Raw genomic sequence first — 26,420 nt, forward strand, 5'->3', positions numbered from 1 at the left:
ACTAAAATAAATCCAGTTGGTTATTTTCCCGAGTGATTGGGATGGGATAGTTTTCTGTAAAACAGGCTGTACAAAATCCAATTTTGGAACCACCAGCTGCTTTGAGCAAACCCTCTACACTTAAATATTCAAGGGTATCTGCGGTGATAAAATCACGTATTTTTTCTACCGCTTGAGAGGAAGCGATCAATTCTCCTTTTCGCGGGGTATCAATTCCGTAAAAACAAGGGGAAACAATAGGGGGCGAACTGATCCTGACGTGAACTTCTTTCGCTCCCGCATTCCGAATCATTTTAATAATTTTCCTGGCGGTGGTACCCCGGACAATGGAATCGTCCACAACCACCACCCGCTGCCCTTCAATAACACTTCTCACTGCATTTAATTTCAATTTTACCCCAAAATGGCGGATAGATTGTTGGGGCTCAATAAAGGTCCTTCCTACATAATGACTTCGAATTAACCCCATTTCATAAGGAAGATTGGCTCCTTCCGCAAAACCAAGAGCGGCCTGAACACCCGAATCCGGTACCGCAATAACCAAATCGGCATTCACGTTTTTTTCCATGGCTAATTGTTTTCCCAGCTGTTTTCGAATGTTGTGGACACTTTGCCCGTAAACAATACTGTCCGGTCTGGAAAAATAAACATATTCAAATACACATGACGCCTGTTTTGAAGGGGAAAAAGGATTCAAAGAAGAAATTCCGTCACGATTAATTAAGACGAGTTCCCCAGGTTCGATATCCCGGACAAAATCTGCTTCAATTAAATCAAAAGAACAGGTCTCGGATGAAACCACATATGCGTCCTTTAGGCGTCCTAAAGAAAGAGGTCGAAAACCATGGGGATCACGAACCGCAATCAAACCCTCATCGGATAGGAAAAGAAGTGAAAACGCTCCACGAACCTGCCTTAAGGCATCAATCACTCTCCCTAATAGAGCCTTTTCCTTTGAGTGCGCCACCAAATGCATAATGACTTCTGTGTCAACTGTGGTATGAAAAATCGAACCATACGCCTCAAGTTCATCCCGAAGGACTCCCCCATTAATCAAATTCCCATTGTGGGCAATGGCCAGGGTTCCTAAGGCATAATTCATGACCAGGGGCTGTGCATTTTTTAAAAAACTTTCTCCTGTGGTAGAATACCGGTTGTGGCCAACAGCCATATACCCCATGAGCTTTCGCAATTTGGACTCAGAAAAAACTTCTGAAACCAAACCCATTCCCTTCTCTTGGTAAAATTCTTTGCCATCAAAAGAAACAATCCCGGCGCTTTCTTGTCCACGGTGTTGGAGGGCATGAATTCCTAAATAGGTAAGATGTGCGGCTTCAGGATGTCCGTAGATCCCAAAAACACCACATTCCTCTTTGAATTTATCAAACATATGAGGCCCCTCCCTGATCAAGCAATAGAGGGATGGCCCCTTCCCATATTTCCCTCAAACTATTAACCCTTTGGGAAATAACAGGGGAAGGGATTTTTTTTCTACTTTTCTCATACACGGTTAAACGGTCTCCACCTACACGACCCAAAATCTGCCATGGCACCCCTTCTGAGTTTGCGAGGTTTTTTAAGGGTTCAAGGTTTTTCTCAGAAAGACTAACGATAATTCGGGACTGCGTTTCACCAAATAACAAAGCATCTAGCCGTATTCCACTGGCTTCTAAATTAATTTCCGCCCCTAATAAATGTCCCGGTGAAAGGAAACAACTCTCCGCCAGTGCAACCATTAATCCCCCCTCTGAGCAATCTTGAGCCGATGAAAGCAAACGATTTTGAATGGCCTTGAAACAAACCCGCTGCACCCTTTCCTCTAAGGAAAGATTCAAGGAAGGGGGAAGGCCTTTCTCCTGATGCATAACAAGGTGCAGATATTCGGTCCCGCCCAACTCCTCCAATGTTTTCCCTAAAAGAAGTATTAGGTCTCCCTCATTCTTAAACCAGGGGGTGGTAAAAAGTGAAACATCCTCCATCAGCCCGACTAATCCAATCACCGGAGTGGGATATATTCCTACTCCTTGGGTTTCATTATAGAAGCTTACGTTGCCGCTCACAACCGGAATTTTGAATTGCCGTGCGGTTTCCGAAATCCCTTCAACCGCCAAAGCAAACTGCCACATTACTTCTAACCGCTCTGGATTTCCAAAATTCAAACAATTTGTTAAAGCAAGGGGACGGGCTCCGACACACACCACATTTCGGGCCGCTTCTGCAACAATAATTTGCCCACCTAAATAGGGATTTAATAAACAATAACGGCTATTTCCATCAACGGTTAAGGCCAATCCCTTTTGGGTTCCCTTTACCCGTATGACTGAGGCCCCTCCTCCTGGTAAAACCACGGTATTGGTTCTCACCATGTGGTCATACTGTTCATATACCCACCGCTTGCTGGCTAAAGAAGGGGAACCAATCAGTTTTAAAAGGATTTCGTTGAAATCATCTGGTTCTTTCAAAACTTCTAGATTCAAAGCCTGAAGTTGATCCAAAAAAGGAGGGGGAGCCAAAGGGCGTTCAAGGACGGGGGCATCATCAATTAAACCGTGAATCGGAATATCCGCTACCTTTCGATCGCCCTCCATCACATATATCCGTTTTTCAGCTATGACCTCCCCAATCACCACCGCCTCCAGGTCCCATTTTCCGAGAATATTCTCGACTTCTTTTGTTTTCCCACTTTTTACAACCAAAAGCATTCTTTCCTGTGATTCTGATAGCATAACTTCATAAGGGGTCATTCCTTCTTCACGTTTCGGGACAAGGGAAACATCCAATCGAACTCCGTTATCCGATCGCCCCGCCATTTCAATGCTTGAGCTGGTTAACCCAGCAGCACCCATGTCCTGTATCCCAACCAATAATTTTTTTTCTATAAGGTCCAAACAGGCCTCTAAAAGGAGTTTCTCAGTAAAGGGATCCCCAATTTGGACCATGGGTTTTTTTTGATTGGACTGGGACCCAAATGACTCTGAAGCCATGGTGGCCCCATGTATTCCATCTCTTCCCGTTTTTGACCCTACATACATTATAGGGTTACCAATCCCATCCGCTCTTCCCCGAATAATATTGCCTTTCCTTGCAATTCCCAAACAAAAGACATTTACCAAATTATTTTTTGAATAGATCTCGTTGAAATAAATTTCTCCTCCCACCGTGGGAACTCCAATGCAATTTCCATAACTGGCAATTCCACTAACAACACCATTAAAAAGATATCGGTTTTTAGGTAATTCCAAGGGACCAAAACGAAGGGAATTCAATAAGGCAATTGGCCTGGCCCCCATGGTAAAAATATCGCGAAGAATTCCCCCAACCCCGGTTGCCGCCCCTTGAAACGGTTCAATAAAAGAGGGATGATTATGACTTTCAATTTTAAAGACAGCCACCCAATCATCCCCAATATCCACCACTCCGGCATTTTCCCCTGGACCCTGAATTACACAATCACCTTGAGTTGGAAATTTTTTTAAAAAACGCTTAGAACTTTTATAACTACAATGTTCACTCCACATCACTGAAAAAATGCCCAGCTCTACGGGATTAGGCTCTCTGCTTAAAATTTCACAAATTTTCAAATATTCCTCTTCGGTCAGCCCCATTTGTTTAATTAAATCTTCACGAACCTTGTTCATCGAATTAGGAAATCCTCGAATGAATTAATGAATCAAAAATGACTCGGCCATCCACTTGTTGAAACAGAGGATCACACGCCCTTTCAGGGTGGGGCATTAAACCCAAGACATTTCCCTCCTTATTACAAATTCCGGCAATATGGTGAAGGGAACCGTTAGGGTTACTGGGTTCAGACAATTTTCCTTCGGCATTACAATATCGAAAAACAATTTGGTGGTTCTTTTCCATTTCTTTCAAGGTTTTGGAATCGACAAAATAGTTCCCATCCGCATGGGCAATGGGAAGTTTTAAGATATCATTTTCCTGGTTAGACCGGGTAAAAGGAATTCGGTTATTTTCAACCTTTAAAAAAACATCCTTACACACAAATTTCAAGGATTGATTCCTGAGCATAACCCCGGGCAAAATTCCTGATTCAAGAAGGATTTGAAAACCATTACAAATCCCCAAAACCAGCCCCCCTTGTTTAACATATTTTTCAAGAGCCTTCATTACCGGGGAAAACCTCGCAATTGCACCACAACGCAAATAATCCCCATAAGAAAATCCACCGGGGATAATCATCACATCAAAAGAAGAAAGCGAGGTTTCCTTATGCCAAACAAACTCCACATTTTGGGAAAAAAGGTTTTTTACCACCCAATAACAATCATGATCACAGTTTGAACCGGGAAAATTAAGAATTCCAAAGCGCAAAATACATCTCCTTCAAAAAATCCATTTTATACTATATTGGGCTTTAAATGGGAATGGATTCGCCTAAAACAGGTTATTAAACGGGAAAATTTCTCTGACTAGAGTTTTTTACACCTATTCAGCCTGAATTTGCAATAGTTCTTTTACAGTTTTAAGCAGTTCGTTGGTTTGGATAGGTTTGGAAAGGTAGGCATTGGCTCCTAACTTAAGGCCTTTTTCTCGATCCACCTCGGCTCCTTCTGTGGTTACAATTATCACCGGGGTTTGTTTATAATTTGGGTCTTTTCGAACTAGACTCAATAGTTTCAATCCATCCATTAGAGGCATGTTTATATCCGCAATGATGAGATTAAATTTCCCTTCGGAGAGTTTTTTTAATGCATCGACACCATCCGTGGCTTCTACAACCCGGGAATTTCGGATTCTTTTCAAACTAAAGGAAATTAATTGCCGCATGGTTGGTGAATCTTCCACAATTAGAAAATTTATGTCACCCATAAAACCCTCCACCTTTTAACAAAAAAAATCTACCCCAGTATTTTTCTAAACTTTCCCGCCCAATAAATCGATAAATCCCTGTATGGTCGAAAGCTTCCGTTCAGATTGAGAATAAAGCCTGGAGCTAAAAATAGCAGTGGCCGCATGCCCTGCCAGCATGGAAAAAAGCTCAAAATCAACCCTGGTCAATTTCTCTTTTTTTTGTTCAAATAAAGAAAAAACGGCAATAACCCCAATCAGATGTTCTTTAATTTTTAAAGGGATACAAACAATGGGATCTAATTCAGAAGTGTGTATTGAATTTTCTAGGTCTTCTTCAAAAAAACTCTCTCCGGTTTTTGCAACTTCACCAATGACACCTTCTCCGATTTTTACCCTTTTTGTTTTTTCCCCTTCAATCCCCTCAGCCGCTGCAATCGAAAGCATATCGGATTCTTCATCCCGCAAGAAAATACCAAATCGATCCGAACCCACCATATTGATAATAATTTCAATAATAATTCTCAAAACTTCATTGTAATCCAATGTGGAATGCAACTGGTAACTGGCTACATAAAGATTCGCAAGATTATTATTCTCTTCTTCCACCTCGACATATTTCGTAATAAAATCCTTATTCTCTTCTTCTACCTCCTTGTAACGGTTTAAAAGCTTTTGACGTTCATCTTCTAATTGTTGAATGGTATCTTGAAGTTTTTTTATTTCTGGGTCTCCCATTTTTTTGTTATGGATCTTATTTTCTTCTTCCATTTTTAAGATTTTAAATCGAAGTCGCTCATTTTCTACGAGAAGTTCTTGGGTAAATTCTTCTCCTTTTTTAAAAATCCTCAAAAAATCTTCGGCTTTACGCATTAATTCGCTATCTTTTTCGTTCTTGTCCATATTCTGACTCTCCTGAAAAGCACCAAAAAATGGTTTATGTATTCATAACACTTTAAGCTTAGCAAGGATTTTAGAGATCAATTAGTGAAAAATAAACTCCTCTTAAACGATCAAAAAATCAATTATTTTTTTAAATGGACGCCCCTCCAAACTCAATAGCGTGTCCCCCAACAATTAATAAGAAAACACGAAATTTTTAAAATTTTATTACTAACTCTTTTCCCCCACTGCTTCCCCTAATGAAACCCGGCTTAAAATAAACTCAGGAATACTCAACAGGGGTAAAATTCGGTCCACCACTCCATCTTTGATTGCCTCTTTAGGCATTCCGTAGATAACAGCAGTTTCTTCTGACTCCGCCACTGTTATTCCCCCGCCTTCCTTAATTTTCCTCATTCCTTTTTTGCCGTCATTACCCATTCCCGTTAATAAAACCCCCAAAACTTTAGGCCCAAAAACATTTGCAGAAGAGGCCATTAATGAATCGATTGAGGGAACATACCGATCTCCTTTTTGTGGAGGTTGAATCCGAACAAAAATACAATCACCCGTTCGTTCAAAAACCATATGGGAACCCCCAGGAGCAATTAATACACGCCCAGGTCCTACCATATCCCCGGGTTCAGCTTCCTTAACCTCTAATTGCGATATTCGATCCAATCGCTCCGCAAAATAATGGGTGAAAACAGGTGGCATATGCTGGGCAATTACGATCGGGGTTGAAAAATCCTTTGGGATCATGGTGATAATGGCTTGGATGGCGGGAGGTCCTCCTGTTGATGCACCAATAGCAATGAGATCAACTGAATTTCGGTAAGATGATCCTCTTGAAACTTTAGCCTCCATTCTCTCTCCGGAAAACCGGCTGGGTGCTTGAATCCGAACTTTCATTTTTTCAGGTGGAATTTTTACTATGGTACCAATTTTGAGACGAAGCTCCGCCTGTAAATTCATTATTTCTAGGGAGGCTTTTTTTGTGGGCTTTGCCATAAAATCGGCGGCCCCTAACTCAAGGGCTTTAAATACACTTGCGGCCTCGGATTGGGAACTAATCACCAAAACAGGAATCGGGGCATTTCGCATCAGCCACCTGAGAAAGGTAAAACCATCCATTTCCGGCATTTCTAAATCCAGAGTGATCACATCTGGTTTTTCTTTTAAAACAAATCTCATGGCCTCATGCCCATTGGCCACACTACCAATTACCTCAATATCGGGAAAAGCCTTTAACATGGAAATAATGGATTGGCGATAGAAAGCAGAATCGTCAACAACTAAAACTTTAATTTTTGTCTTTCCATCCATTTTTTTAGGATCCCCTTTGGTAAATAATATCATGCTTAAAATGGCGCAAGGCAAAATCAGTAGAAATATTCAACAAAGACTCGGAATGTCCTAAAAATAAATACCCCTCGCGATTTAATTTTCGATGGAACGTCTCAATCACTTTACGTTTTGCTTCTTGGTCGAAATAAATTATTACATTTCTACAAAATATAATATCCATAGTGTTGATAAATGCCAATTTATTGATATCCAAGAGGTTAACACACAAAAACGTTACATACTTTTTAACGTCATCAGATATTCGGAAACCATGGTTTTCATTATGGAAAAATTTTTTCACAAAAAAGGGGTCTGTACATCGAAACGAATGTTGCTGATAAATTCCACGGCGTGCACTTTGTAAAACCCGCTGGCTTATATCGCTTGCAAAAATTTCAACCTTCCAATCCCGGAAATAACCTTCCTGCATAATCAACATGGCCAAGGTATACGGCTCCTCTCCCGTAGAACAACCGGCACTCCAAATCCTTAAGGTTTTTCGATCTTCCTTCTTTTTCTCTAATTCCGAAAGTACTTCCTCAGAAAAAACCTTCAGTTGGCGTTCTTCACGAAAAAAATAAGTTTCATGAATGGTTAAGAGATCAATAACATAGGCCAACTCTTCCTCTTTTTTCCTGTCATATTTTAAAAAATAGTAATAATCCTTGAAATTGTGAAATTGGTGCTTTTGCAATCGGTTTTGAAGTCGCCCTTCTAAAAAATATTTAGATTTGTCATCATAAAATATTCCACAATGGTCATAAAATATATCTCGGAGAAGTTTATAGACATCATTAGACAGTTCAATGATATTTTGCATTATTTTTTAATAATCTCAAAAATTTTTTCTTAGGTTTCTTGAATTTGATCCAAAGCAAACCTGGCAGACTGTCTAACTAAGGAGTCTTGATCGTGATTGGCCAATCGCAAAAGAGACTCACGAACCGCCGCATCTTTGAGTTTTCCTAAAGCATTTGCCGTAGCGGCTCGCACGTTCCAATGAGTATCTTTTAAAAAAATCCTCAAAGACTCTTTAACACTGGGGTCCCCAATGCACCCTAAAGAATCAATGGCGGCAACCTTAATATCGGGATCCGTTGTCTGTACCTTTGTCAAAATGAGAGGAACAACAGATGTCTCTTGAATTTTACCTAAAGCTTCCATGGCTGCAATCTGGACCACCCCAACTTTATCGTTTAGTAAATCCAAAAGAAGAGGTTTCCCTTTTTTCCCAAAATGCCCCAATCCCCTGGCAATGGAGGCCCTTACCCAAATGTTTTCATCTTTGGCTAAAGGTGCCATATGTTTAACCCAATTCTCCTTATTATTCTGAAAAAGAACATTTAGGGCACATAGGCGAACTTGGGGTTCCTCATCCCCCAAAGCCCCCAGGATACACAAGGTAGACTCTTCTGTGCGCATTCCTTCCAAGGCGGTAATCGCGGTTTTACGAACATCAGGGTTTTCGTCTTTCAAAGCCATAAAAATTTCATTCTGGTTTTCCATGGGAGCCAATTTTCCCAAAAGGGTAATGGCATGACACCTCATTCTTGGGGAATCATGATGAACCATGCCCTTTAAGGATTGAACCACCTGCTCTCCCCCGATGAGTAGTAAGGCTTCAAGAACTGCTTCCTGAACATTGGGATAGGGGTCCTCCAGGGTTCTAATCAAAGGCCTAACCGCGTTTCGATCACCTAATTTTCCAAGGGAATTCGCACCCGATTGGCGAACATGCCCCACGGGATCCTCTAATAGCTGAATCAAAGCGGAAACCGCTCGGCGATCCCCGATTTCTCCAAGGACAAAACCAATTTCCTCTCGGACCTTCTCTGGGTATCTTGAAATATCAATGATAAGGACGTCTACGGCTTCCCTTCCCAAATGAATAAACGTTTCCACCACCACATCTCTCAGGTCTCCTTCTAAAAAGGGAATTAATTTCGTTATTGCCTTAAATTCCCGTACCCACCCAAAGATCTTAACGGCCCCACTTTTAATTTTTAAATCTGGGTCTTCCAGGGCTTCCATTAAAAAATGGCCGAGTCCCTGTGAATAAATTTCTCTCAGACGACTGGTAATCAATATTTCTTGGTGTTTGGAAATTTTAGTGCTCAGTTTTAGGAGACTGCGAACCGCACATTTTTTAATTGATTTCCCCCCACCTTGCAAGGATGAAAGAATAGGATTAAGCGCCCTTAAATCCCCAAAACTTCCCAATGCTTCCAGAACCACTTTTTCCAGGCCTTTTTTATTCATCATAGAAACCAGTGGGTCCAGAGCGCGAGAATCGCCGATCAATTCAAGGGACCTCACAATAGTAAAATTTAAAAGTGGACTGGAAAACTCTAAAAGAGATATTAAATTGGGGACAACCTGATTATCTTTAAATTTTCCTAAGGCCTCTACCGCAGCTAAACGGACATTTTCATTTTTGTCATTAAGCGCTTTTACAAAAAATTGGGTCGCTCTTGGATCACCGATATCTCCTAAAATATCCAAAATAAATTTTTTAACATCATGGTCTACTTCACGAAAAATACTCATCAAAGGGAAGACAGAAAAATGCCCAAAATGCGTCAAAACTTCAACGGCAGCATTTCGAGAACCCGCGTTCTTTTCATTTTTTAAGGCTCCAATTAAAGCTTCAACCAATTCCACATCACGGTCAAATTGAAGTAAGGCAGAGCTGGCCGCTTTCCGAACGCGCCATTCCGGGTCCCCTAAAGCAAAAATTAACCAGGGAATAGCGCAGTTTTCCCTTTCCTGTTCCCATCCCTTAATGGTTTCTAACCGTTTTTCAATTTCGCTTTCCTGGTATTTTTTTAAAATTTCTTCCATCAAATCAAATTCCTTATTTTACCTTCGCTCTTCTTTTGGCAATAAATTCCTGGATGGCCTCCTCAAAATAATCAGTGGAATTGAATATTTCTGGAGAAACACGCTCTTGGTAAAGTTTTTTACCTTCTTCTAATTCACTTTTTAAAACCTCGGAAAATTTACCCTTTTGTAAGCCTGCCTCGACATTCTTTTGGTTATAAAGGGCAATATCCGAAATAATAATTCTGGCCAAACGCCGGGCCCCATCGTGAACAGAAGAATTGTCTTTTCTTTCCTCCTTTTGAGGGATTTCGGTAACAGCAGAAGTGCAAGCCTTCATTGCGGGTTCGCTAAGGGTAATTTCGTGAGGGAAAGCATTTCCTTTTAAAGGATGCAAATTCTCACCCTTTATGGATGTTTCCGGCGATAAAACTATACCTTCTTTTTTAGAAAGGCCGTTTTCCCCGGGTGAAACGGGTAAATTACTCTTAATCCCTGGATGCAATTCCTCCATAGGCTTTACTTCAAATGACTGATCGGTACTTTGGGAAATGTTCCCCCTCTCAATGGGTTTTTTCGGAGATTGCTCAATCGGATCAGATTCAGATATGGATTTTTTTTCCTTATTTTTCTCATTTTTTATTAATTGATTAATTTTTGAAACCAATTCCTCTTCAATTTGATGCCTTTCAATAAAATCATCTGCACCATAGAGGGTACTGGGTTGTCGCTTATAACGGGTTTTATCATAAATGGAGGCAACCAGGATTACCCCTATTTCCTTGAGTAATGGGGATTTTTTTATAATGTCACACAACTCAAATCCAAACATTTGTGGTAACCCCACATCTAATAACACCACAGCGGGTTTCTCCTTTTGTAATAGATCAAGGGCATCACGACCCCCGGCAGCTTCCAATACGGGAAAACCGGCCCGGGTTAAGTTACCCACAATGGCTTGTCGGCTGGTATCTCCTTCGATAGCCACTAGCACCTTCTCTTTTTTAAATGGTGTTCCCCTGTCCTGGGAAAGGGGTGGTTTCGCTCCCTCCGAAAAAACGGTTTCTGAAGATGCTCGCTGGTTGGAAAAGACCTCTCCGGTTTCAACCTTTACCGTTAAGGATAAATTTAATTTTGCATTACAATGGCCACAAACGGCATCAACCGATGAGCCATTTGAAGTGAAATATATTTCTAAATCAAAATTTGATTTACAGTTTGGACATTGTATGTTCATGTTAATCCTCTAGGCTATAGTTTTTAAAAAAATAAATTCTGCTGTTTTTTCTTTCATTTTAAATGGGTAAAGGAGCTCCTTTAAATCTCTGGTTTACCCACCGGTTTTACCTAGGAAAATTTTCTATCCCTTCACAGGAAATATTAAAAACAACTTAAAAACTTTCATTTATCCTCTATTTAACAGTTCTTTTTCCTGATCGGATAAAATCAGAGTGACATCCAATAAAAGAAGAAGACGGTTGGAAACCTTACAAAACCCTTTTACATAATTGACATCGCCTCCCTTCAAAATGTCCTGTGTACTTTGAATTTTCTCAATGGGAATATGGGTCACTTCCAAAACTTTTTCAACACATATTCCAATTAACATATCCTTTAATTTGATAATCAGAATATGGCCTGGTTTTGAATCAATCTCCCTTTTTTTTCCTAATCTTTTTTTTAAGTTGATAACGGGAATCACCTGTCCTCGAAGATCCACCACACCCTCAACAAATTCGGGGGAACCGGGAACCGTTGCAGGATCCCGAAAACTTATGATTTCAATAATATATTGAATCTCTATCGCATATTCATCATTGCCATTAATAAAATCAACAACCTGAACGGTGGAGGGGGAAGACATGCTTTTAGTTTCTGCCATTACCTATCCTCCTAAATACTCGATTATTATCATTCCCCGCGCCTTTAAGGGTTAAACGCTTACCTTTCCTTCTGCAGAAGGAGAAAAGTCACCAGAAAGAACCTTATTGATATCCATAAAAATAATAAACCGGTCCCGATACTTACCAACCCCCTTTATAAAAACCGTTTCAACTTCATTCAACACCGAAGGGGGAGGTTCAATATCAGGCTCAGACATTCTAACCACTCCAGTAACCGAATCCACCAACAAACCCACCAATCCCTTTTCAGATGAAACCACAACAATTCGTGCTTGACGATTTACGGGAAAATCTATTAAACCCATTTTTTTCCTTAAATTTAAAATGGGCAAAATGGTTCCTCTCAGGGAAATAATTCCCATGATAATTTCAGGGGCTCGGGGAACGTGTGTAAATTCAACGGGTTTTATTATTTCTTTAATCATCATGATATCGACGGAATATTCCTCCCCGGATAACATAAATGCAAGGTACTCTCTGAGGTAAAAACCCTCATCCCCTTGTTCAAATTCATGTTTTCCTTCACACCCCTCATCATGATCTGGTAACCCCATTTTCCCTTCTTTTGAAACATGGGTGTGAGCAAAATATTTTTTCAAAGGTTCCATCATTACAGAATTACCTCGGGAGCAGGAACTCTTATCTTTAATGGGTTCATGAGAGGAGATAGTAACATTAGATTCTTCATTTTCTTCCAATTGGACTTTCTCTGTTTTTTTTTCGTTTAATTTTGATTCAACTAAGTAACTCGAATCTTTTTCCTCTTGAATCGTGGGGTCCCTGGTCGGTGTTGGATCTCCCATTCTACTTGTATTTTTTTTCGAACCAGTTTTTTGTTCACTTTTTCTTAAAGTCCTTCTGTTTTTCACTCTTTTTTTATTTTTTTCCGATTTCTGTTTACCAGGAAATGTTTTTTGATTCTTCATTCTTACCCTGCCAAATGGGTGAACCCGCTATAAGGGTTCCTCCTTTTTTCTTTCCTTTTTTACCTTTTCAGCCGCCCGACTTACCAACACCCCCTCATCAGTTAATTTTTTAACTTGAAGAAGTATTTCTAAATCTTCTTGTGTAAACCTTCTGAAAACCTTAACCCCATGGGGTTCTGAGAGAGGTTCAACCACTCCAATTAATACCCAATATTCCAATTGCCGGTTGGATATTCCTACCCTATTGCAAATATCTTTGGGGCCGTATGTCTGATTTTCCAATACCTTCATAAGATGGGTCATTAAAACAATCCACAGGGTTGTTGTAGATTCCCCTTAAAAATAAGCAAACAATATGCCAATGCTTTTGGGAACCTTAAAACCAAAAACAATATTTAAAACAATAGGTTATAATTTTTTAAATGGAAGGTGTTCGTCGGAAAGAAAATATCAGGTGTACAAAATTTAATAATGTGAACAAAATTCGTCAGTCCCAAAAGGTAGAGCCATGATAATCATTTTATAAAATTTAGAAATTACTAAAAAAGTAGCCCAATCCCCCAAAGGTCCTGATTGTTGAAAAAAATCTTTAAAATTATAAAAATTCCCTTTTGCTTATTTTTCAGTGGATTGCTCTATTTTTTGAGTTTCCCCTTTACTGGATTCTTCAATTAAATTTCCGACATCCAGAACCAGAATCGTTTTTCTGTTTCCCAATTCCGTTGCACCTGCAATGCCCTTTACTCCTTTTAAAAATTCCCCAATCGTTTTAATGACAATTTCCTGTTGTCCTTCTATCCCGTCCACCACTAAACCAATCTTTTTTTCAGCAATTCCCACTACAATAACATATAAGTTCTCTTGATTCTTTTCCCCCTGGACCAGGTTAAAAATAACATCTAGCCGGGCCAATGAAAGGGTTCGATCCCGCAAATAAATAACCTCTTTTCTTTTAACCGTCTTAATATCTAAAGGGGAAATTCTAAGGCTTTCAAGAACAGAATTAAGAGGAATTGCAAAAACCTCCTTTTCTACTTTAACAATCAATGCCTGAATGATTACCAGGGTGATTGGGAGGGTAATGGAAAAGGTAGTTCCAATACCAAACTCCGACTCAACATCTACTATACCACTCAGCTTTGCTATATTCTTAGCAGCCACATCTAAGCCTACACCCCGACCAGAGATTTCAGTAACGATCTCTTTAGTACTAAAACCAGGAACAAAAAGAAAGTTTAAAATTTCCCTATCACTGTATTCCTTATTCTCGACAACCAGGCCCTTTTTAAGAGCGGTCTGATAAACTTTTTCCCTGTTTATTCCCTTGCCATCGTCGGAAACCTCAATAACCACATTATTCCCTTTCTGAATTGCATTCAATCGAATTTTCCCAATTTCCGGTTTTCCTGAAGCCCGACGCTCCTCCCGGTTTTCAATTCCATGATCAATGGAATTTCGAATAATATGCATCAAGGGGTCGGCAATTTCTTCAATCATTAATTTGTCTAATTTCGTTTCTTCCCCTGAAATTTGCAAATCTATTTCTTTTCCGATTTCTTTTGAAATTTTTCGTACAACACGAATCAAGCGATCAAAAACTTGACCCACTGGAATCATTCGCACTTCGACCAAACCCTCTTGCAGGTCCGTGACCCGTCGGTCTAATATTTGCACTGTTTTCTGTAGTTCTCCGGCTAACCCGGTTAGCCCTCTTTCCATCACCCAATCTTTTGCAATTTGTTGAATGACGGCTTTGGTTAAAACCAGTTCCCCAACCACATTTAAAAGGCCATCCAATTTATTGATATCAACCCGAATGGTTTGACTCAGGCTCTTAAGAGAAACCGTTTGACCGGCCTCAGGCTGAACCTCCTTGTCTCCTTCATTTTGGTCCCCCGTAGAGAAATGGGATGTGGTCTCTTTTAGGCCTTTTTCAGATGGTCCTTCTAATCCATACTGGATCTCTTTAATTTGAACACCAGCATCTTCTAGGGCCTTTGAAATTGAGGAATAGTCATGACTACTCCCAACAATTAATCTAAATTGTATCCCCTCGGCATTGGCAAAATCACTGTTGGGAAGGTTGGTAATAATTTCACCCAAAGACTGAATTTTAGAATTCAGAAGGGTTAATTCACGATCAAATGATTCCAATTTAAAAACGGAAACGACTTCAAATAAATGGATCTTCCTCTGAATATTATCAATTAATCGATGGGTTTCATACTCAGTCAAGACTTTTAAAATTTCAGGGTCAACCCCGGCCTTTTCCAAAATTTGATCGCTGGTTTGTCCTTTTTCCCCACAAGAAATTTCTTGAATTTTTTGAATTAATACGGAAGTATCAATTTTGTTACTTTTCCCTTTGGAGGCCAGTTCCACAAGACTCCTTAGAATTTCAACCCCCTCAAAAAGCACATCTACCAAACCATCGCTTACCTTTTGACGCCCCATCCTTACTTTATCAAACAAATCCTCAAGGCTGTGACTCAAAATAGAAACTTGTTCAAGTCCCACCATCCCTGCCATCCCCTTCAAGGTATGGGCACCTCTAAAAATGGCATTAATTATTTCCGGCTTTACAACCGATCGGTCTGGAATTGCCTCCATAGCCAATAAATTTTGATTTAGTCCCTCCAAAATCTCTTCTGCTTCCGCCACAAATTCTTTTATCGAAGCACTTTGGGTTTTCTCACTCATTCTGATACCCCTAACAAGGTTTATTAAAGAAATTTTTCAAAATTTATGAAAGCGGTTCTTCCATTACTTTTAAAACAATCTTTTTTAACTCTTCGGGATCAAATGGTTTGGTAACGTACTCTGTGGCTCCCAATTCAATTCCTTTTTTCCGGTCTTCTTCGCCTTGTTCCGTTGTTACAATGATAAGGGGAATCTTTTGATAAACCGGATGGTTTCGGACAAAATTAACGATTTCCAAACCATTTATTTCAGGCATATTAATATCCGTAATGATTAAATCAAACAGGGTTGCAGGAAGCATTTTGAGGGCCTCAAATCCGTTACTGGCCTCCAATGTCTCAAAATCCCCAATTTCTTCTATGGAATTTGAAATCATCGAACGGATGGTTGCCGAATCATCAATCACCAATACTTTTTTTGGCATAAGCTTTCCTTCTGTGTGAAACTCATTTGGGAGGAATCTCCGGCCCCTGTTAAGGGGTTCCTCAGGATTTGGATTCGTGCAATTTACGCTCTAAAAAAGCCTTCCCAAAGGCAAACCCGGCTACCCGAATAAATGCTTCTAAACCTTCTGTTTCCATAATAGGTTCTTGTTTGGGCAAATTATCCCCATATAAAATGGCAATTACTTTTCCATCGCTCATTAAAGGGGCAGCAAATACTTCTAAGGGTTTGCCCCCCCCTAATTGTTCCAGTAAATAAGAATCCCAGTGGCCTTGATCCACCTGACCTCTATAAGAAATTTTTTTGTGAACCACATCCCTAAAAATCGATTGTCCCTCTAGGGGGATAAGGATACTTCGGACCTTTTCATTTTCTCCCCCTTCTTTGAGCACCACCCCAAATTGCCCCAACCCCATGATATCATCCTTTCGAACCAAGAAAACAACCGCACGATTCATCAGTTCACTTGCATATCTTAAAACCAATAATGTAATTTCACTACTGGTCGAAGGCCCGGATAACTCTTCAATCATTGAGGTCAGAAGAACTAAATCTTTTCTGTTTTTCTTGGCCCCAATGGGTGGATCTGACAGGGGAATTTCTGAAGGAGTTACAGGGGAATACAGGGGTTTTGAGGGGGTAAAAGGGCCTTTGGAAGGACTCATTGAGAGGGGTTGGATCGGGTTTGGACCCGGGGAAGCTACAGGATGGAATTCTTCCGTTTCAGGGGTCGGAGAAAAAGGAGGTAGAGACCCCATTGGTGAAACAGATTTTTCTGGAGTGGGCTCAGAGGGAAAGCCCCCACCCCCTCCTCTCTCTTTTTCCTCGTCCTGGAGACGAGCCCCTTCCAATAACAAGAAATCTGTATTCATTCCCCCACTGAAGACAATATCCTCAGTAATTACTTTTCCCAGTTCAAAATGAAACGAACCTTTTTCCCATGACAAAAGATCCCTGACAACCAAAAGAATATGATTTCGAATTTCTCCTTCTAAAGCGTCTTGAGTTATCAAACCCATTTCCAATAAAATAGTTCCTATTGGCTTTTTAAGGGATTTGGCCTTTTGGAGCCTCAACGCACTTTCCAAATCCTCATTCGAAATCAAGTTTTTTCTGACCAAGCTGTACCCCAATCGCCCTAAACGATCAGAGCTGGCAAAAACAACCTGACCTTCATGAAAAACGAGGCGTCCGGATCCTTCCTTTCTGATAATTGTCAAAACGCCTGATCTCTTGCTGAGTCCAATAATTTGAAAAATATCCGGTAGGCCTAAATCCTCTAGACGACCTTCAAGACTCATTGGGGAGTTTTTTCCTTTTTAAAGCGAAATCAAGCCGATTCTTTTGCAATTTAATTATATCACAAAGGATTAAAAACCCGGAATCTAACCCTGAATGATTTCAAATCTAAAATCTTCAATTACTGTACTGGCCAATAAATTCTCGCACATTTCTTTAAGCTGAGAATCGGCCTGCGAGGCATTAATACCAACCAGCTCTATTTCAAAAAATTTTCCCACACGAACATCTTTAACGTTTTTAAACCCAAGGCTACCCAGAGCATTTCCGATGGCTTTTCCTTGAGGATCTAAAACCCCCTCTTTAAGAGTGACATATACACGGGCTTTCATGCGAATTTGGCCATCATTATTAAAAACAGAATGCCCAGGGAACTCTCCTCATTTTACTGGAGAGGCATGGCGGGCAAATAATAATCAGTTACGTTCCAATCGGTTTTAAGAATTCCCTCGTTTGGCTGAGGGATTCCTCAATTGATAAATTCCATATTTTCAAAAATATTTACGGGATCCCCTGAAAGATTGTCAGTATATAAATGTGTATTTTTCCTTAAAAATAAAAAAGGGTAAAGCAGGTTTTAATCAAAAACCCTTTTATAAATAGTGTCAATATGTTTCAAATAAAAGTCAGGAGCAAAACATCCGTCAATTTCTTTTTGATTAAAATGTTTTTGGATCAATGGATCTTTCCTCACCAGTTGATCAAAACGCTTCCCTGTTGTCATGGACTCCCTTGAATACTTTTGAACCAAACCGTATGCTTGTTCGCGTTCGATTCCCTTCTGAGTTAATTCTAGCAAAAAACGTTGAGAGTAAATTAAACCTCCAGTCAAATCCAAGTTTTTTGCCATCCGTTCGGGGAATACCACAAGCGTTTTTAATAGATTGATAAAGCGCTGGATCATAAAATCTACCAAAATGGTTCCATCCGGCAGGATGACCCGTTCCACAGAGGAATGACTTATATCTCGTTCATGCCAAAGAGGAATATTTTCCAATGCAGCAAGCGAATAGGACCTAACCAAACGGGCTAACCCTGAAATATTTTCACTCCCAATCGGGTTTCGTTTGTGAGGCATACTGGAAGAACCCTTTTGTGTATCAGAAAAAAATTCCTCTACCTCTCTAACCTCCGTTCTCTGCAAATGACGAATCTCAGTTGAAAATTTATCCAAACTACTTGCAACGATGGCCAAGGTAGTCATAAATTGGGCGTGACGGTCCCTCTGAACCACCTGATTCGAAATGGGGGCCGGTTTTAACCCAACTTGGTTACAAACATACTCCTCTACGAATGGAGGCAGATGGGCAAAGGTCCCCATGGATCCAGAAATTTTTCCGTACGAAATTTCTTCCTTAGCCTTTTCCATTCTTTCGAGGTTTCTTTGTGTCTCTTCATACCAAATGGCCAATTTAAAACCAAAAGTGATGGGTTCCCCATGGATGCCATGGGACCGGCCGATCATAACGGTTTGTTTAAATTCTTTGGCTCTTTCTTTTAATACCTCAAGCAATTCATTTAAACCCCCGATAATCCGTTCCGACGCTTCCCTCAGTAAGCAAGCCATGGAGGTATCTAATAAATCCGAAGAGGTTAAACCGTAATGTATATAACGACCCTCAGGCCCAACGGATTCAGCCACTGAGGTTACAAATGCGATGACGTCATGTTTGGTCTCTGCTTCCACCTCCAAAATTCGGTCTACATCTATAACCGCTTTTCTTTTAATGGTCTGAACCGCTTCCTTTGGAATCAAACCCAGCTGCGAGATGGCCTCACAGGCAAGAATTTCAATGCGTAACCAAGTCTCAAAGCGTTTCTGAATATCCCAAATTTTTCCCATTTCGGGCAGTGTATAACGGCTAATCACATCTAAACCCTTCGCCTAATTGGTTAAACCTATTCTATAGTAATTTTGCTAACCTCATGGCTTCAAAACTGCCTGGCCAAACTCTAGGGATAAAACTTTTTTTACCTTAAATATTAATTTTTTTATTTTGGAATTCCTGAGATTTTAACTTTTGAAAAAGCCGTTCGTTTTTTTGTAAAATATTATCCAACACCCCATTCACAAACTTCCCCGAGTCCTCAGAACCAAACCGTTTTGCCACCTCAATGGCTTCATTCAATGTGACTTTTGCCGGAATTTCATCTAAATAAAGAAGTTCAAAAATTGAAGAACGGAGAATATTTCGGTCCACAATCGGCATTCGATTCAGGGTCCAATGCTCCGCATTTTTATGAATGATCTGATCAATCTCAGAGCGGTGCTCAATAACCCCTTTTACAAGAACCTTTGCAAACCCTTCCACATTTTCGGAAGCCCCTTGGACCTGAAATGCTTCGAAAATGCTTTGGGGGGAGGAGTTTTGAACCGAATCCCATTGAAACAACATTTGAAGGGCTAATTCCCTTCCCCTTCTACGTGAACTGATCATCAACAACTCTCCGTTACTTAAACCCGATTAAGTTAATTTCCAGCGTAAAATGGAATTTTTCATTTAAAAACTTTGATTAGTGTCGCCATTTCCAAGGCACATAAGGCGGTTTCTTCCCCCCTGTTTTTCCTTTTTGAATCTGAGCGTTCGATGGCCTGCTCTACTGTATTGGTTGTCAAAACACCATGGATAACCGGAATGCCCACCTCTAAAGAAACCTGCCCTATCCCTCGAGAAACCTCCGCACTCAAAAAATCAAAATGGGGTGTCTCACCCCGGATGATGGCACCCAGGCACAAAATAGAGTCAAAGCGGTTTGAAAGTGCAAGTTTTTTTGCCACAATTGGAATTTCAAAGGCACCGGGAACCCTAACCACTTCAATATGACTCTGCTTCACTCCCTTCTGTCTGAGAGCGGTTACAGCATTTTTTAAAAGGGGATCGGTAATAAAATCATTAAACCGACTGGCCACTATACCAATACGAATTTCTCGTGCCACACGGTTCTCCGCTTAAATTCTTCCCATAATTCAAATTATTTTTAAAAGTTAAACCTGCTCTAGGAGGTGACCCAATTTCATCTTTTTAGTTTTCAAATACCGAACATTTCGATCATGGGGAGGCATTTCGATTGGAATCCGTTCGACTACCTTTAAACCATATCCTTCAACCCCAACAATTTTTCTAGGGTTATTGGTAATCAATTTTATTTTTTTTAACCCAAGACTAACTAAAATTTGTGCCCCAATTCCGTAATCGCGGAGGTCAGGTTTAAAACCCAATTCAAGGTTAGCCTCAACCGTATCCCTGCCTTCATCCTGTAATTGATAGGCTTTTAACTTGTTCAACAAACCAATTCCCCGGCCTTCTTGATTGAGGTAAAGCAATACACCCCGCCCTTCTTTCTCAATCATTTGCATTGCCTTATGCAATTGATCACCACAATCACACCTTTTTGAACCTAAAACATCTCCCGTCAAACAACCAGAATGGACACGAACCAAGGTCCCTTCCCCCCCCCGAATTTTTCCCTTCACCAGGGCCAAATGGGAACCCCCATCGATTTCATTTTTAAATACAACCACTTTAAAATCACCATATTCGGTTGGTAAAAAAGCGGAAGCCTCTTTTCGAATAAAGGATTCATTTTTCATTCGAAATTCAATCAAATGTTTCACCGTAGTCATTTTTAACCCATGCTTCTTTGAAAATTCAAAAAGCTGGGGTAACCGGGCCATTGTCCCATCTTCATTCATAATTTCACAGATTACACCAGCGGGGTACAACCCGCCTAATTTCGCCAGGTCCACCGAACCCTCCGTCTGGCCTGCCCTCCTCAAAACCCCACCTTTTTTCGCCCGAATGGGGAAAACATGCCCGGGCCTCAATAAATCAGCCGGTTTGGTTTTTGGATCAATGGCAGTCAGAATTGTTTTGGCTCGATCCGCTGCGGAAATTCCTGTTGTGACCCCAACTTTGGCATCTATTGAGACCGTAAAATCAGTCCCGTAGGATGCCGTATTTTCTTGAGCCATGGATTGTAATTGAAGTTCCTCTGCTCTTTCTGATGTCAAAGTGAGGCAGATTAATCCCCGCCCATGAAGGGCCATAAAATTAATGATTTTTGGAGTCACCTTTTCAGCAGCCATGACAAGATCCCCTTCATTTTCTCGGTCTTCATCATCAAGCATGATGATCATTTTTCCTTGGCGGGTATCTTTAAGCACGTCTTCAACGCTATGAAAAGTCAAAAACTTTAAACCTCCATATTTGGAATTTAGCAGGCATTTTTAATATATTTCAGATATTGCTAAAACTTAAAAGTCCTTTAAATATATAAGAAAAAAGGAATTTAGTCAACTTCAACTATTAACCCAAAGGACGACTCTTATTTTAAATAAAAAAACCTAATTTAATTAAATAGGGAAACACAAAATAAATAAAAAACCTCTACCTATTCATCCTGTGATTTTCCTTTAAATTTGGATCAAGGGATTTTGCCCCTATCTTTATATCGGTTTGTAATGGGCATCCTTCGATCCTTTCCAAAGGCCCGGGGGGTAATTTTAATTCCAGGTGGGGCTTGCCTTCTTTTGTATTCACTATTATCCACAAGATCGATCACTTTTCTAACGGTTTTCCAATCAAACCCTAATTGGACTATTTCTGAAAAAGAAAGATCTTCTTCAACATAGGCTTTTAAAATGGGATCCAATATCCGGTACGGAGGTAATGAATCCACATCTTTTTGATTCGGTTTTAATTCAGCAGAGGGTTCTTTTTTGATTGTGGACTGTGGGATAAGCCCCCCATGTGGTCCATTTCGATATCGAGCCAACCGGTATACCATCATTTTGGGAACATCCTTGATGACCGCAAAACCACCTGCCATATCCCCATAGAGGGTTGCATAGCCCACACTCATTTCACTTTTATTTCCGGTGGTAAGGACCAACCATTTAAAGTTATTAGATAGAGCCATTAAAAGATTTCCCCGAATCCTGGCTTGGATATTCTCTTCTGTAATCTCTTTCGGAATCCCTCCAAAGGTTTTTTTCAGGGTTTTGGTATATTCTCGAAAAAGGTTTTGAATGGAAATCTGAATAAAACGAATATTTAAATTTTTTACCAAAGAATGAACATCCTGATCACTTTCCAGAGAGGTGTATTGGGAGGGAAGGAACACCCCAACGACTCTCTTTGACCCCAGGGCATCAACGGCAATGGTGGCCGTCAATGCAGAATCAATTCCTCCACTCAATCCAATGACCACTTCAGAAAACCCATTTTTTTCAACATAATCTTTTGTTCCCATTACCAGGGCCCGGTAAATTTCTTCCACTGGGTTAATCCGGAATTCCTCGTTTTTCCTCAAAGCTTTGATCGGTTTTCTATTTTTTCTATACAAAGGAGATTGAATTTTTACGAACCATTTATTTTTATTGGTTAGGAGGGGTTTTTGAATTTTTTCGGCATCCTTTAAATTTTTAAAATTTAAATCAAATAGAATTAAATCTTCTTCAAAAACTTTCCCTCTTTTGATCAAAATCCCTCGATCATCATGGATCATTCCATGCCCATCAAAAACCAATTCGTCCTGCCCCCCCACAAGATTATTATAGGCAATCCAAACCCGATCCTTCCGTGCGCGTTGGGAGAGAACTCTCTCTCTCAGCTTCCACTTTCCTACATAAAAGGGAGAGGCACTAATATTCATAATCAAAACGGCACCCATTCCAGCCTGAACCCGACATGGACCATGGGAAAACCACACATCTTCACAAATGGTTACCCCAAAACGGGTTCCTAACCACTCAAAAACCAGCGGGTCTTCCCCTTCCCTGAAATAACGCTTTTCATCAAATACACCATAATTGGGTAGTAACATTTTTCGATAGGAGCCAAAAATTTTCCCTTGTGCCATAACAGCGGCTGAATTATAGAGTTTTTCCCCTTTTTCGACATACCCCACAATTACAGCGGTTCCCTCGGTTTTCCGAGACAGTTTTCGAAGAATTTCAATATTTTCCTGAATAAAGTTAGGTTTTAAAAATAAATCTTCTGGGGGGTAACCTGTAATTGCCAATTCAGGGAAGGAAAGTAGATCCACTCCCAGTTTTTCGGCTTTTTCTATATACGAAAGGATTTTCTCCCCGTTTCCCTCTATATCCCCAACGGTCAGATTAATCTGTGCCATTCCTATTCTAAAAGCCGTCACCTTCCCATTCCTCCAAAATTTTCCAAAAAATTCATTCAACGGTGAACCAACCACAAGAATTAGGATTTTTCAACCGTTGCAATTTTTTTTCTTTTCTCATCATTAACAAAACAGGATTGCTAAGTAAAGAACATAAAGGGTTTATAGAAAATCTTTTTAGTTTTTTAGGTCAACGGTTGTTTTTTAATTTATTTAATTTATTTCCTTTACTTCATAAGGAAAAAGATAAATTTTATTGGGTACGGGAAAGGAAAAAAGGGGGGATCTCAGGAGAGATTTTAAATTTCAATTGCTTTAATAATTTTTTCTTTTAGGTCACTAATTTTATTTTCATCAACTACCTTTTTTCCTTCCTCATCCTTGACATAAAAGACATCCACAATTTGGTCCAAACGTGTTGCAATTTTGGAAGAAAAAACCGAGAGGCCTAATTCAAAAATGGTTTTGGTAATAACATACAGTAATCCCCGCCGATCGGCCGCAAAAACCTCAATGATAGTATAATCATCTGAGGAATCGTTATCCACCTCAACCAAGGTGGGTTCCAATAAAGCGCCTACCTGTTTATTCTCACCTCCAGAAAACCTTTTTCCAAAAAGTTTTTCCACCTCAATTTTCTTCTGTAAAACCCCTTTCAGGGTTTCCTCGATTTCGTTCCACCGTTCTTGCGGGGTTTTTCCAGTATAATCAGGATCTACCACTTGAAACGTATCCACCACAATCCCCTTTTTTCTAGTGTGGGCTTGTGCTCCCAATATTTGTAGACCTTTGGCCGCAAGAACCCCTGAAATTTTAGAGAAAAGTCCAGGAATAATATTATCAAAAGTATAAACACTCAAATCAACCACCCCTGAGGGGTCACGATCTTCCACATCTACAACAATTCCCCCAGGTTCCAATTGCCGAATCCGATATAAATCTTTAATGATTTTTTCAACGGGAGTCACCAAAAGATATCGTTCCGACATATCCTTTCGCTGTTCCTCAAGCCAATCTTGGGGATAATCCGAACCCACCCGTTGTAGGGCCTCTTCCCAAATTTTTTGAATGCGCTGTTTATTAGAAAGGGTGCTTTCGGTTCCCGCCAATGCTTCCAATGTTTTATAAAAAAGGTCCGCCAAAAGGTTCTCTTTCCACCCGTTCCATGTACCAGGCCCCACCGCTTTAATATCAGAACAGGTGAGCACATATAATTTTTTAAGAACCTCAGGTTTTGCAACCTTTCTGGCAAAATTAACCAACACCTTTTCATCGGAAAGATCCCGTCGAAAAGCGATATGAGTCATTAAAAGATGAAACCTAACCAGGAAAACCAAAAGATCCCGGTCTCGTTTATCAAAATTCAAACGAAATGCAACAGAGCTCGCTATCTCAGCCCCCTTCTCACTATGATCTCCCCCCAATCCTTTTCCCATATCATGAAGGAGTATACCCAAATGGAGGATGTCCTTTCGTTTGATTTCACTATAAATGTTATTTAAATTTTCCCCGACTTTAGTTAAGTTTTCCGCATGCTCAACGGCGTTGAATGAATGTTCATCCACTGTAAATTTATGATATTGGTTAAATTGCACAAGCCGGTTGACCCTGGAAAATTCGGGAATTACCTTTTCCAGCAAAGATACCTGGTGCATTAAACGAAGGGTTTTAGCAATTCCCCCCGGCTCACTCAAGATTAAAATAAATAAGTGGGCCACATCAGAGGTATTAAAAAAAGATTCAGGGAGAAATTCCATCCCATGATGAATCATTTCCAGAGTCTCATCCGAAATCCGAAGTTTATGGGTTTTCGCCAAATAAAACAGCTCAAGAATATATTTTCCTTGGGATAAAATTTTTTCCCTATTCACTCCCAATACACTGATTTCATCTTTTCCAAGAGCAAACATTCCATTAAGGGTCTTGGAGAAAAAACGATTGTAGATATTGACAACCCTTCCCTTGTTTTTATTCCTTTCAATAAACCTGGAACAGATCTCATGAATACGTGTGGAATAAAGATAATATTGCTGCATAAACCGTTCGACCCCTAACTGATGGTCTTGATCACAGAAATGAAACAGCCCTGCCAGCCTTTGTTGTTCATCAAAGGTCAGGATATCCGAATTTTTACCGGCATAAAAATGCATTTCGGCCCTAACCTTCCAGAGAAAATCTTGAGCTTCAGCCAGGATATTAAACTCTTTCACAGATAAATACCCTTGCTGCTGGAGTTCAGGAAGAGAACAGGTTCTATATTTGGCTAGAGCAATCCATTGGAGGTAATGAATTTCTCTGAGCCCTCCCTCACTTTTTTTAATATCCGGTTCCAAAAGATACACCGTTCCCCCATATCGTGAAAAATTCGCTTTTCTTTCCTCTATTTTTTCCTTTACATATCGATCAATTTTTCGACCCACGAATTTGTCATATAATTCCTTTCTAAATTTTCGAAACAGAAATTCATTACCGGAGAGTAACCGGGCTTCCATCAAGGAAGTTCTAACCGTTATATCTTTTTGAGCTTCTTCAATACAATTTGCAACTGTTCTCAAACTATTCCCCAGGGTAAACCTTAAATCCCAGAGATGGTAAAGCATTTCCTTTACTATTTCCTCATATTCGGCTTTCACCCCGGGTTCAAATAAAAACATAAGATCAATATCCGAGAATGGGGCCAACTCTTTTCTTCCGTACCCTCCCACGGCAATTAAACAACATTGTGATTGGATGTTTTCATGGGTGGGATTTTTTTTAAAAATTTCCCGGTACAAATGAGTGAGGACCTCATCTACAAGTGTTGTCAAAGCGACAACGGTATGCTTTCCTGATGCCCCCCGCTTGTGAAGTTCATATATTTCAAACCGTTTCTCTTGGAGGATATTTTTGAGACCAGGAATCAGATCCGAGGGATTTTTTTCCTTTAGCTTTTCGTCAATGCGTCTCATTCTTGAACCATAGATGGGAAATGGCCTGTTAACTTTTCTACTACTCCATTATATTTTAAAAGTATTTGAAATTGGATTCAACGGTTTTATTTAATAAAGGAGGAACAAGAAACAATGACAGCAACAAAAACCTTTTTTACCTTTTTTTTCAGGTTTTAGTTAGCTTTCGACACCCTTTTTAAAAACCCCCTCGAAACCAGGGT

The 26,420-nt window shown here is 40.1% G+C and carries 22 protein-coding genes; all 22 read right to left on the reverse strand.

Features of this window, described 5'->3' with window-relative positions; all coding sequences use genetic code 11:
* Position 1: 1 nt before the first annotated feature.
* The 22 genes from purF to glnD all read right to left on the reverse strand — a co-directional run bounded on the left by purF (position 2) and on the right by glnD (position 26,217).
* The gene (purF, locus tag VGB26_06365) at positions 2 to 1,390 is read right to left on the reverse strand and encodes an amidophosphoribosyltransferase (GenBank protein ID HEX9757409.1); all 1,389 of its coding nucleotides are present in this window, start codon (positions 1,388 to 1,390) and stop codon (positions 2 to 4) included.
* Complete coding sequence (gene purL, locus VGB26_06370) at positions 1,383 to 3,638, reverse strand: phosphoribosylformylglycinamidine synthase subunit PurL (protein HEX9757410.1); 2,256 nt, start codon at positions 3,636 to 3,638, stop codon at positions 1,383 to 1,385. The genes purF and purL overlap by 8 nt, the downstream gene beginning before the upstream one ends.
* Positions 3,639 to 3,642: 4 nt before the next feature.
* On the reverse strand, positions 3,643 to 4,335 hold the full coding sequence (purQ, locus tag VGB26_06375; GenBank protein HEX9757411.1) for a phosphoribosylformylglycinamidine synthase subunit PurQ: 693 nt from the start codon (positions 4,333 to 4,335) through the stop codon (positions 3,643 to 3,645).
* Positions 4,336 to 4,449: 114 nt separating this feature from the next.
* Positions 4,450 to 4,833: a response regulator gene (locus tag VGB26_06380; GenBank protein HEX9757412.1), complete on the reverse strand. Its 384-nt coding sequence runs from the start codon at positions 4,831 to 4,833 to the stop codon at positions 4,450 to 4,452.
* 45 nt (positions 4,834 to 4,878) lie between these two features.
* The gene (locus tag VGB26_06385) at positions 4,879 to 5,715 is read right to left on the reverse strand and encodes a GAF domain-containing protein (GenBank protein HEX9757413.1); all 837 of its coding nucleotides are present in this window, start codon (positions 5,713 to 5,715) and stop codon (positions 4,879 to 4,881) included.
* 210 nt (positions 5,716 to 5,925) lie between these two features.
* Positions 5,926 to 7,020, reverse strand: a complete 1,095-nt coding sequence (locus VGB26_06390; GenBank protein HEX9757414.1) for a chemotaxis response regulator protein-glutamate methylesterase — start codon at positions 7,018 to 7,020, stop codon at positions 5,926 to 5,928.
* Positions 7,021 to 7,024: 4 nt separating this feature from the next.
* A complete protein-coding gene (locus VGB26_06395) occupies positions 7,025 to 7,861 on the reverse strand; it encodes a CheR family methyltransferase (GenBank protein ID HEX9757415.1) in 837 nt (278 codons plus the stop codon).
* 29 nt (positions 7,862 to 7,890) lie between these two features.
* Positions 7,891 to 9,882 (reverse strand): HEAT repeat domain-containing protein, encoded by a 1,992-nt coding sequence (locus VGB26_06400; protein HEX9757416.1) that lies wholly within the window; start codon positions 9,880 to 9,882, stop codon positions 7,891 to 7,893.
* A 13-nt stretch (positions 9,883 to 9,895) separates the two neighbouring features.
* The gene (locus VGB26_06405; protein ID HEX9757417.1) at positions 9,896 to 11,098 is read right to left on the reverse strand and encodes a response regulator; all 1,203 of its coding nucleotides are present in this window, start codon (positions 11,096 to 11,098) and stop codon (positions 9,896 to 9,898) included.
* A gap of 168 nt (positions 11,099 to 11,266) precedes the next feature.
* Positions 11,267 to 11,743 carry a chemotaxis protein CheW gene (locus VGB26_06410; GenBank protein HEX9757418.1) on the reverse strand — a complete coding sequence of 159 codons (477 nt, stop codon included), beginning with the start codon at positions 11,741 to 11,743 and terminating at the stop codon, positions 11,267 to 11,269.
* A gap of 51 nt (positions 11,744 to 11,794) precedes the next feature.
* A complete protein-coding gene (locus tag VGB26_06415) occupies positions 11,795 to 12,568 on the reverse strand; it encodes a chemotaxis protein CheW (GenBank protein ID HEX9757419.1) in 774 nt (257 codons plus the stop codon).
* Between the two features lie 150 nt (positions 12,569 to 12,718).
* Complete coding sequence (locus VGB26_06420; protein ID HEX9757420.1) at positions 12,719 to 12,994, reverse strand: MerR family transcriptional regulator; 276 nt, start codon at positions 12,992 to 12,994, stop codon at positions 12,719 to 12,721.
* A 312-nt stretch (positions 12,995 to 13,306) separates the two neighbouring features.
* Complete coding sequence (locus VGB26_06425; GenBank protein HEX9757421.1) at positions 13,307 to 15,391, reverse strand: chemotaxis protein CheA; 2,085 nt, start codon at positions 15,389 to 15,391, stop codon at positions 13,307 to 13,309.
* A 43-nt stretch (positions 15,392 to 15,434) separates the two neighbouring features.
* A complete protein-coding gene (locus tag VGB26_06430; protein HEX9757422.1) occupies positions 15,435 to 15,815 on the reverse strand; it encodes a response regulator in 381 nt (126 codons plus the stop codon).
* A 61-nt stretch (positions 15,816 to 15,876) separates the two neighbouring features.
* Entirely contained in the window at positions 15,877 to 17,136 is a 1,260-nt protein-coding gene (locus VGB26_06435) for a DUF4388 domain-containing protein (GenBank protein ID HEX9757423.1), read from the reverse strand.
* Between the two features lie 84 nt (positions 17,137 to 17,220).
* A complete protein-coding gene (gene purS / locus VGB26_06440; protein HEX9757424.1) occupies positions 17,221 to 17,466 on the reverse strand; it encodes a phosphoribosylformylglycinamidine synthase subunit PurS in 246 nt (81 codons plus the stop codon).
* 245 nt (positions 17,467 to 17,711) lie between these two features.
* Positions 17,712 to 19,004, reverse strand: coding sequence for an adenylosuccinate lyase (gene purB, locus VGB26_06445; GenBank protein ID HEX9757425.1), 1,293 nt, complete (start codon positions 19,002 to 19,004; stop codon positions 17,712 to 17,714).
* Positions 19,005 to 19,110: 106 nt separating this feature from the next.
* Positions 19,111 to 19,572: a transcription antitermination factor NusB gene (nusB, locus tag VGB26_06450; protein HEX9757426.1), complete on the reverse strand. Its 462-nt coding sequence runs from the start codon at positions 19,570 to 19,572 to the stop codon at positions 19,111 to 19,113.
* Positions 19,573 to 19,631: 59 nt separating this feature from the next.
* Positions 19,632 to 20,072, reverse strand: a complete 441-nt coding sequence (gene ribH / locus VGB26_06455; protein HEX9757427.1) for a 6,7-dimethyl-8-ribityllumazine synthase — start codon at positions 20,070 to 20,072, stop codon at positions 19,632 to 19,634.
* A 48-nt stretch (positions 20,073 to 20,120) separates the two neighbouring features.
* Positions 20,121 to 21,323 carry a bifunctional 3,4-dihydroxy-2-butanone-4-phosphate synthase/GTP cyclohydrolase II gene (locus VGB26_06460; protein ID HEX9757428.1) on the reverse strand — a complete coding sequence of 401 codons (1,203 nt, stop codon included), beginning with the start codon at positions 21,321 to 21,323 and terminating at the stop codon, positions 20,121 to 20,123.
* 236 nt (positions 21,324 to 21,559) lie between these two features.
* Positions 21,560 to 23,290, reverse strand: a complete 1,731-nt coding sequence (locus VGB26_06465) for an NAD+ synthase (GenBank protein HEX9757429.1) — start codon at positions 23,288 to 23,290, stop codon at positions 21,560 to 21,562.
* 278 nt (positions 23,291 to 23,568) lie between these two features.
* Positions 23,569 to 26,217, reverse strand: a complete 2,649-nt coding sequence (gene glnD, locus VGB26_06470; GenBank protein ID HEX9757430.1) for a [protein-PII] uridylyltransferase — start codon at positions 26,215 to 26,217, stop codon at positions 23,569 to 23,571.
* Positions 26,218 to 26,420: the final 203 nt, after the last annotated feature.

Source organism: Nitrospiria bacterium, assembly GCA_036397255.1.
Taxonomy (GTDB): domain Bacteria; phylum Nitrospirota; class Nitrospiria; order DASWJH01; family DASWJH01; genus DASWJH01.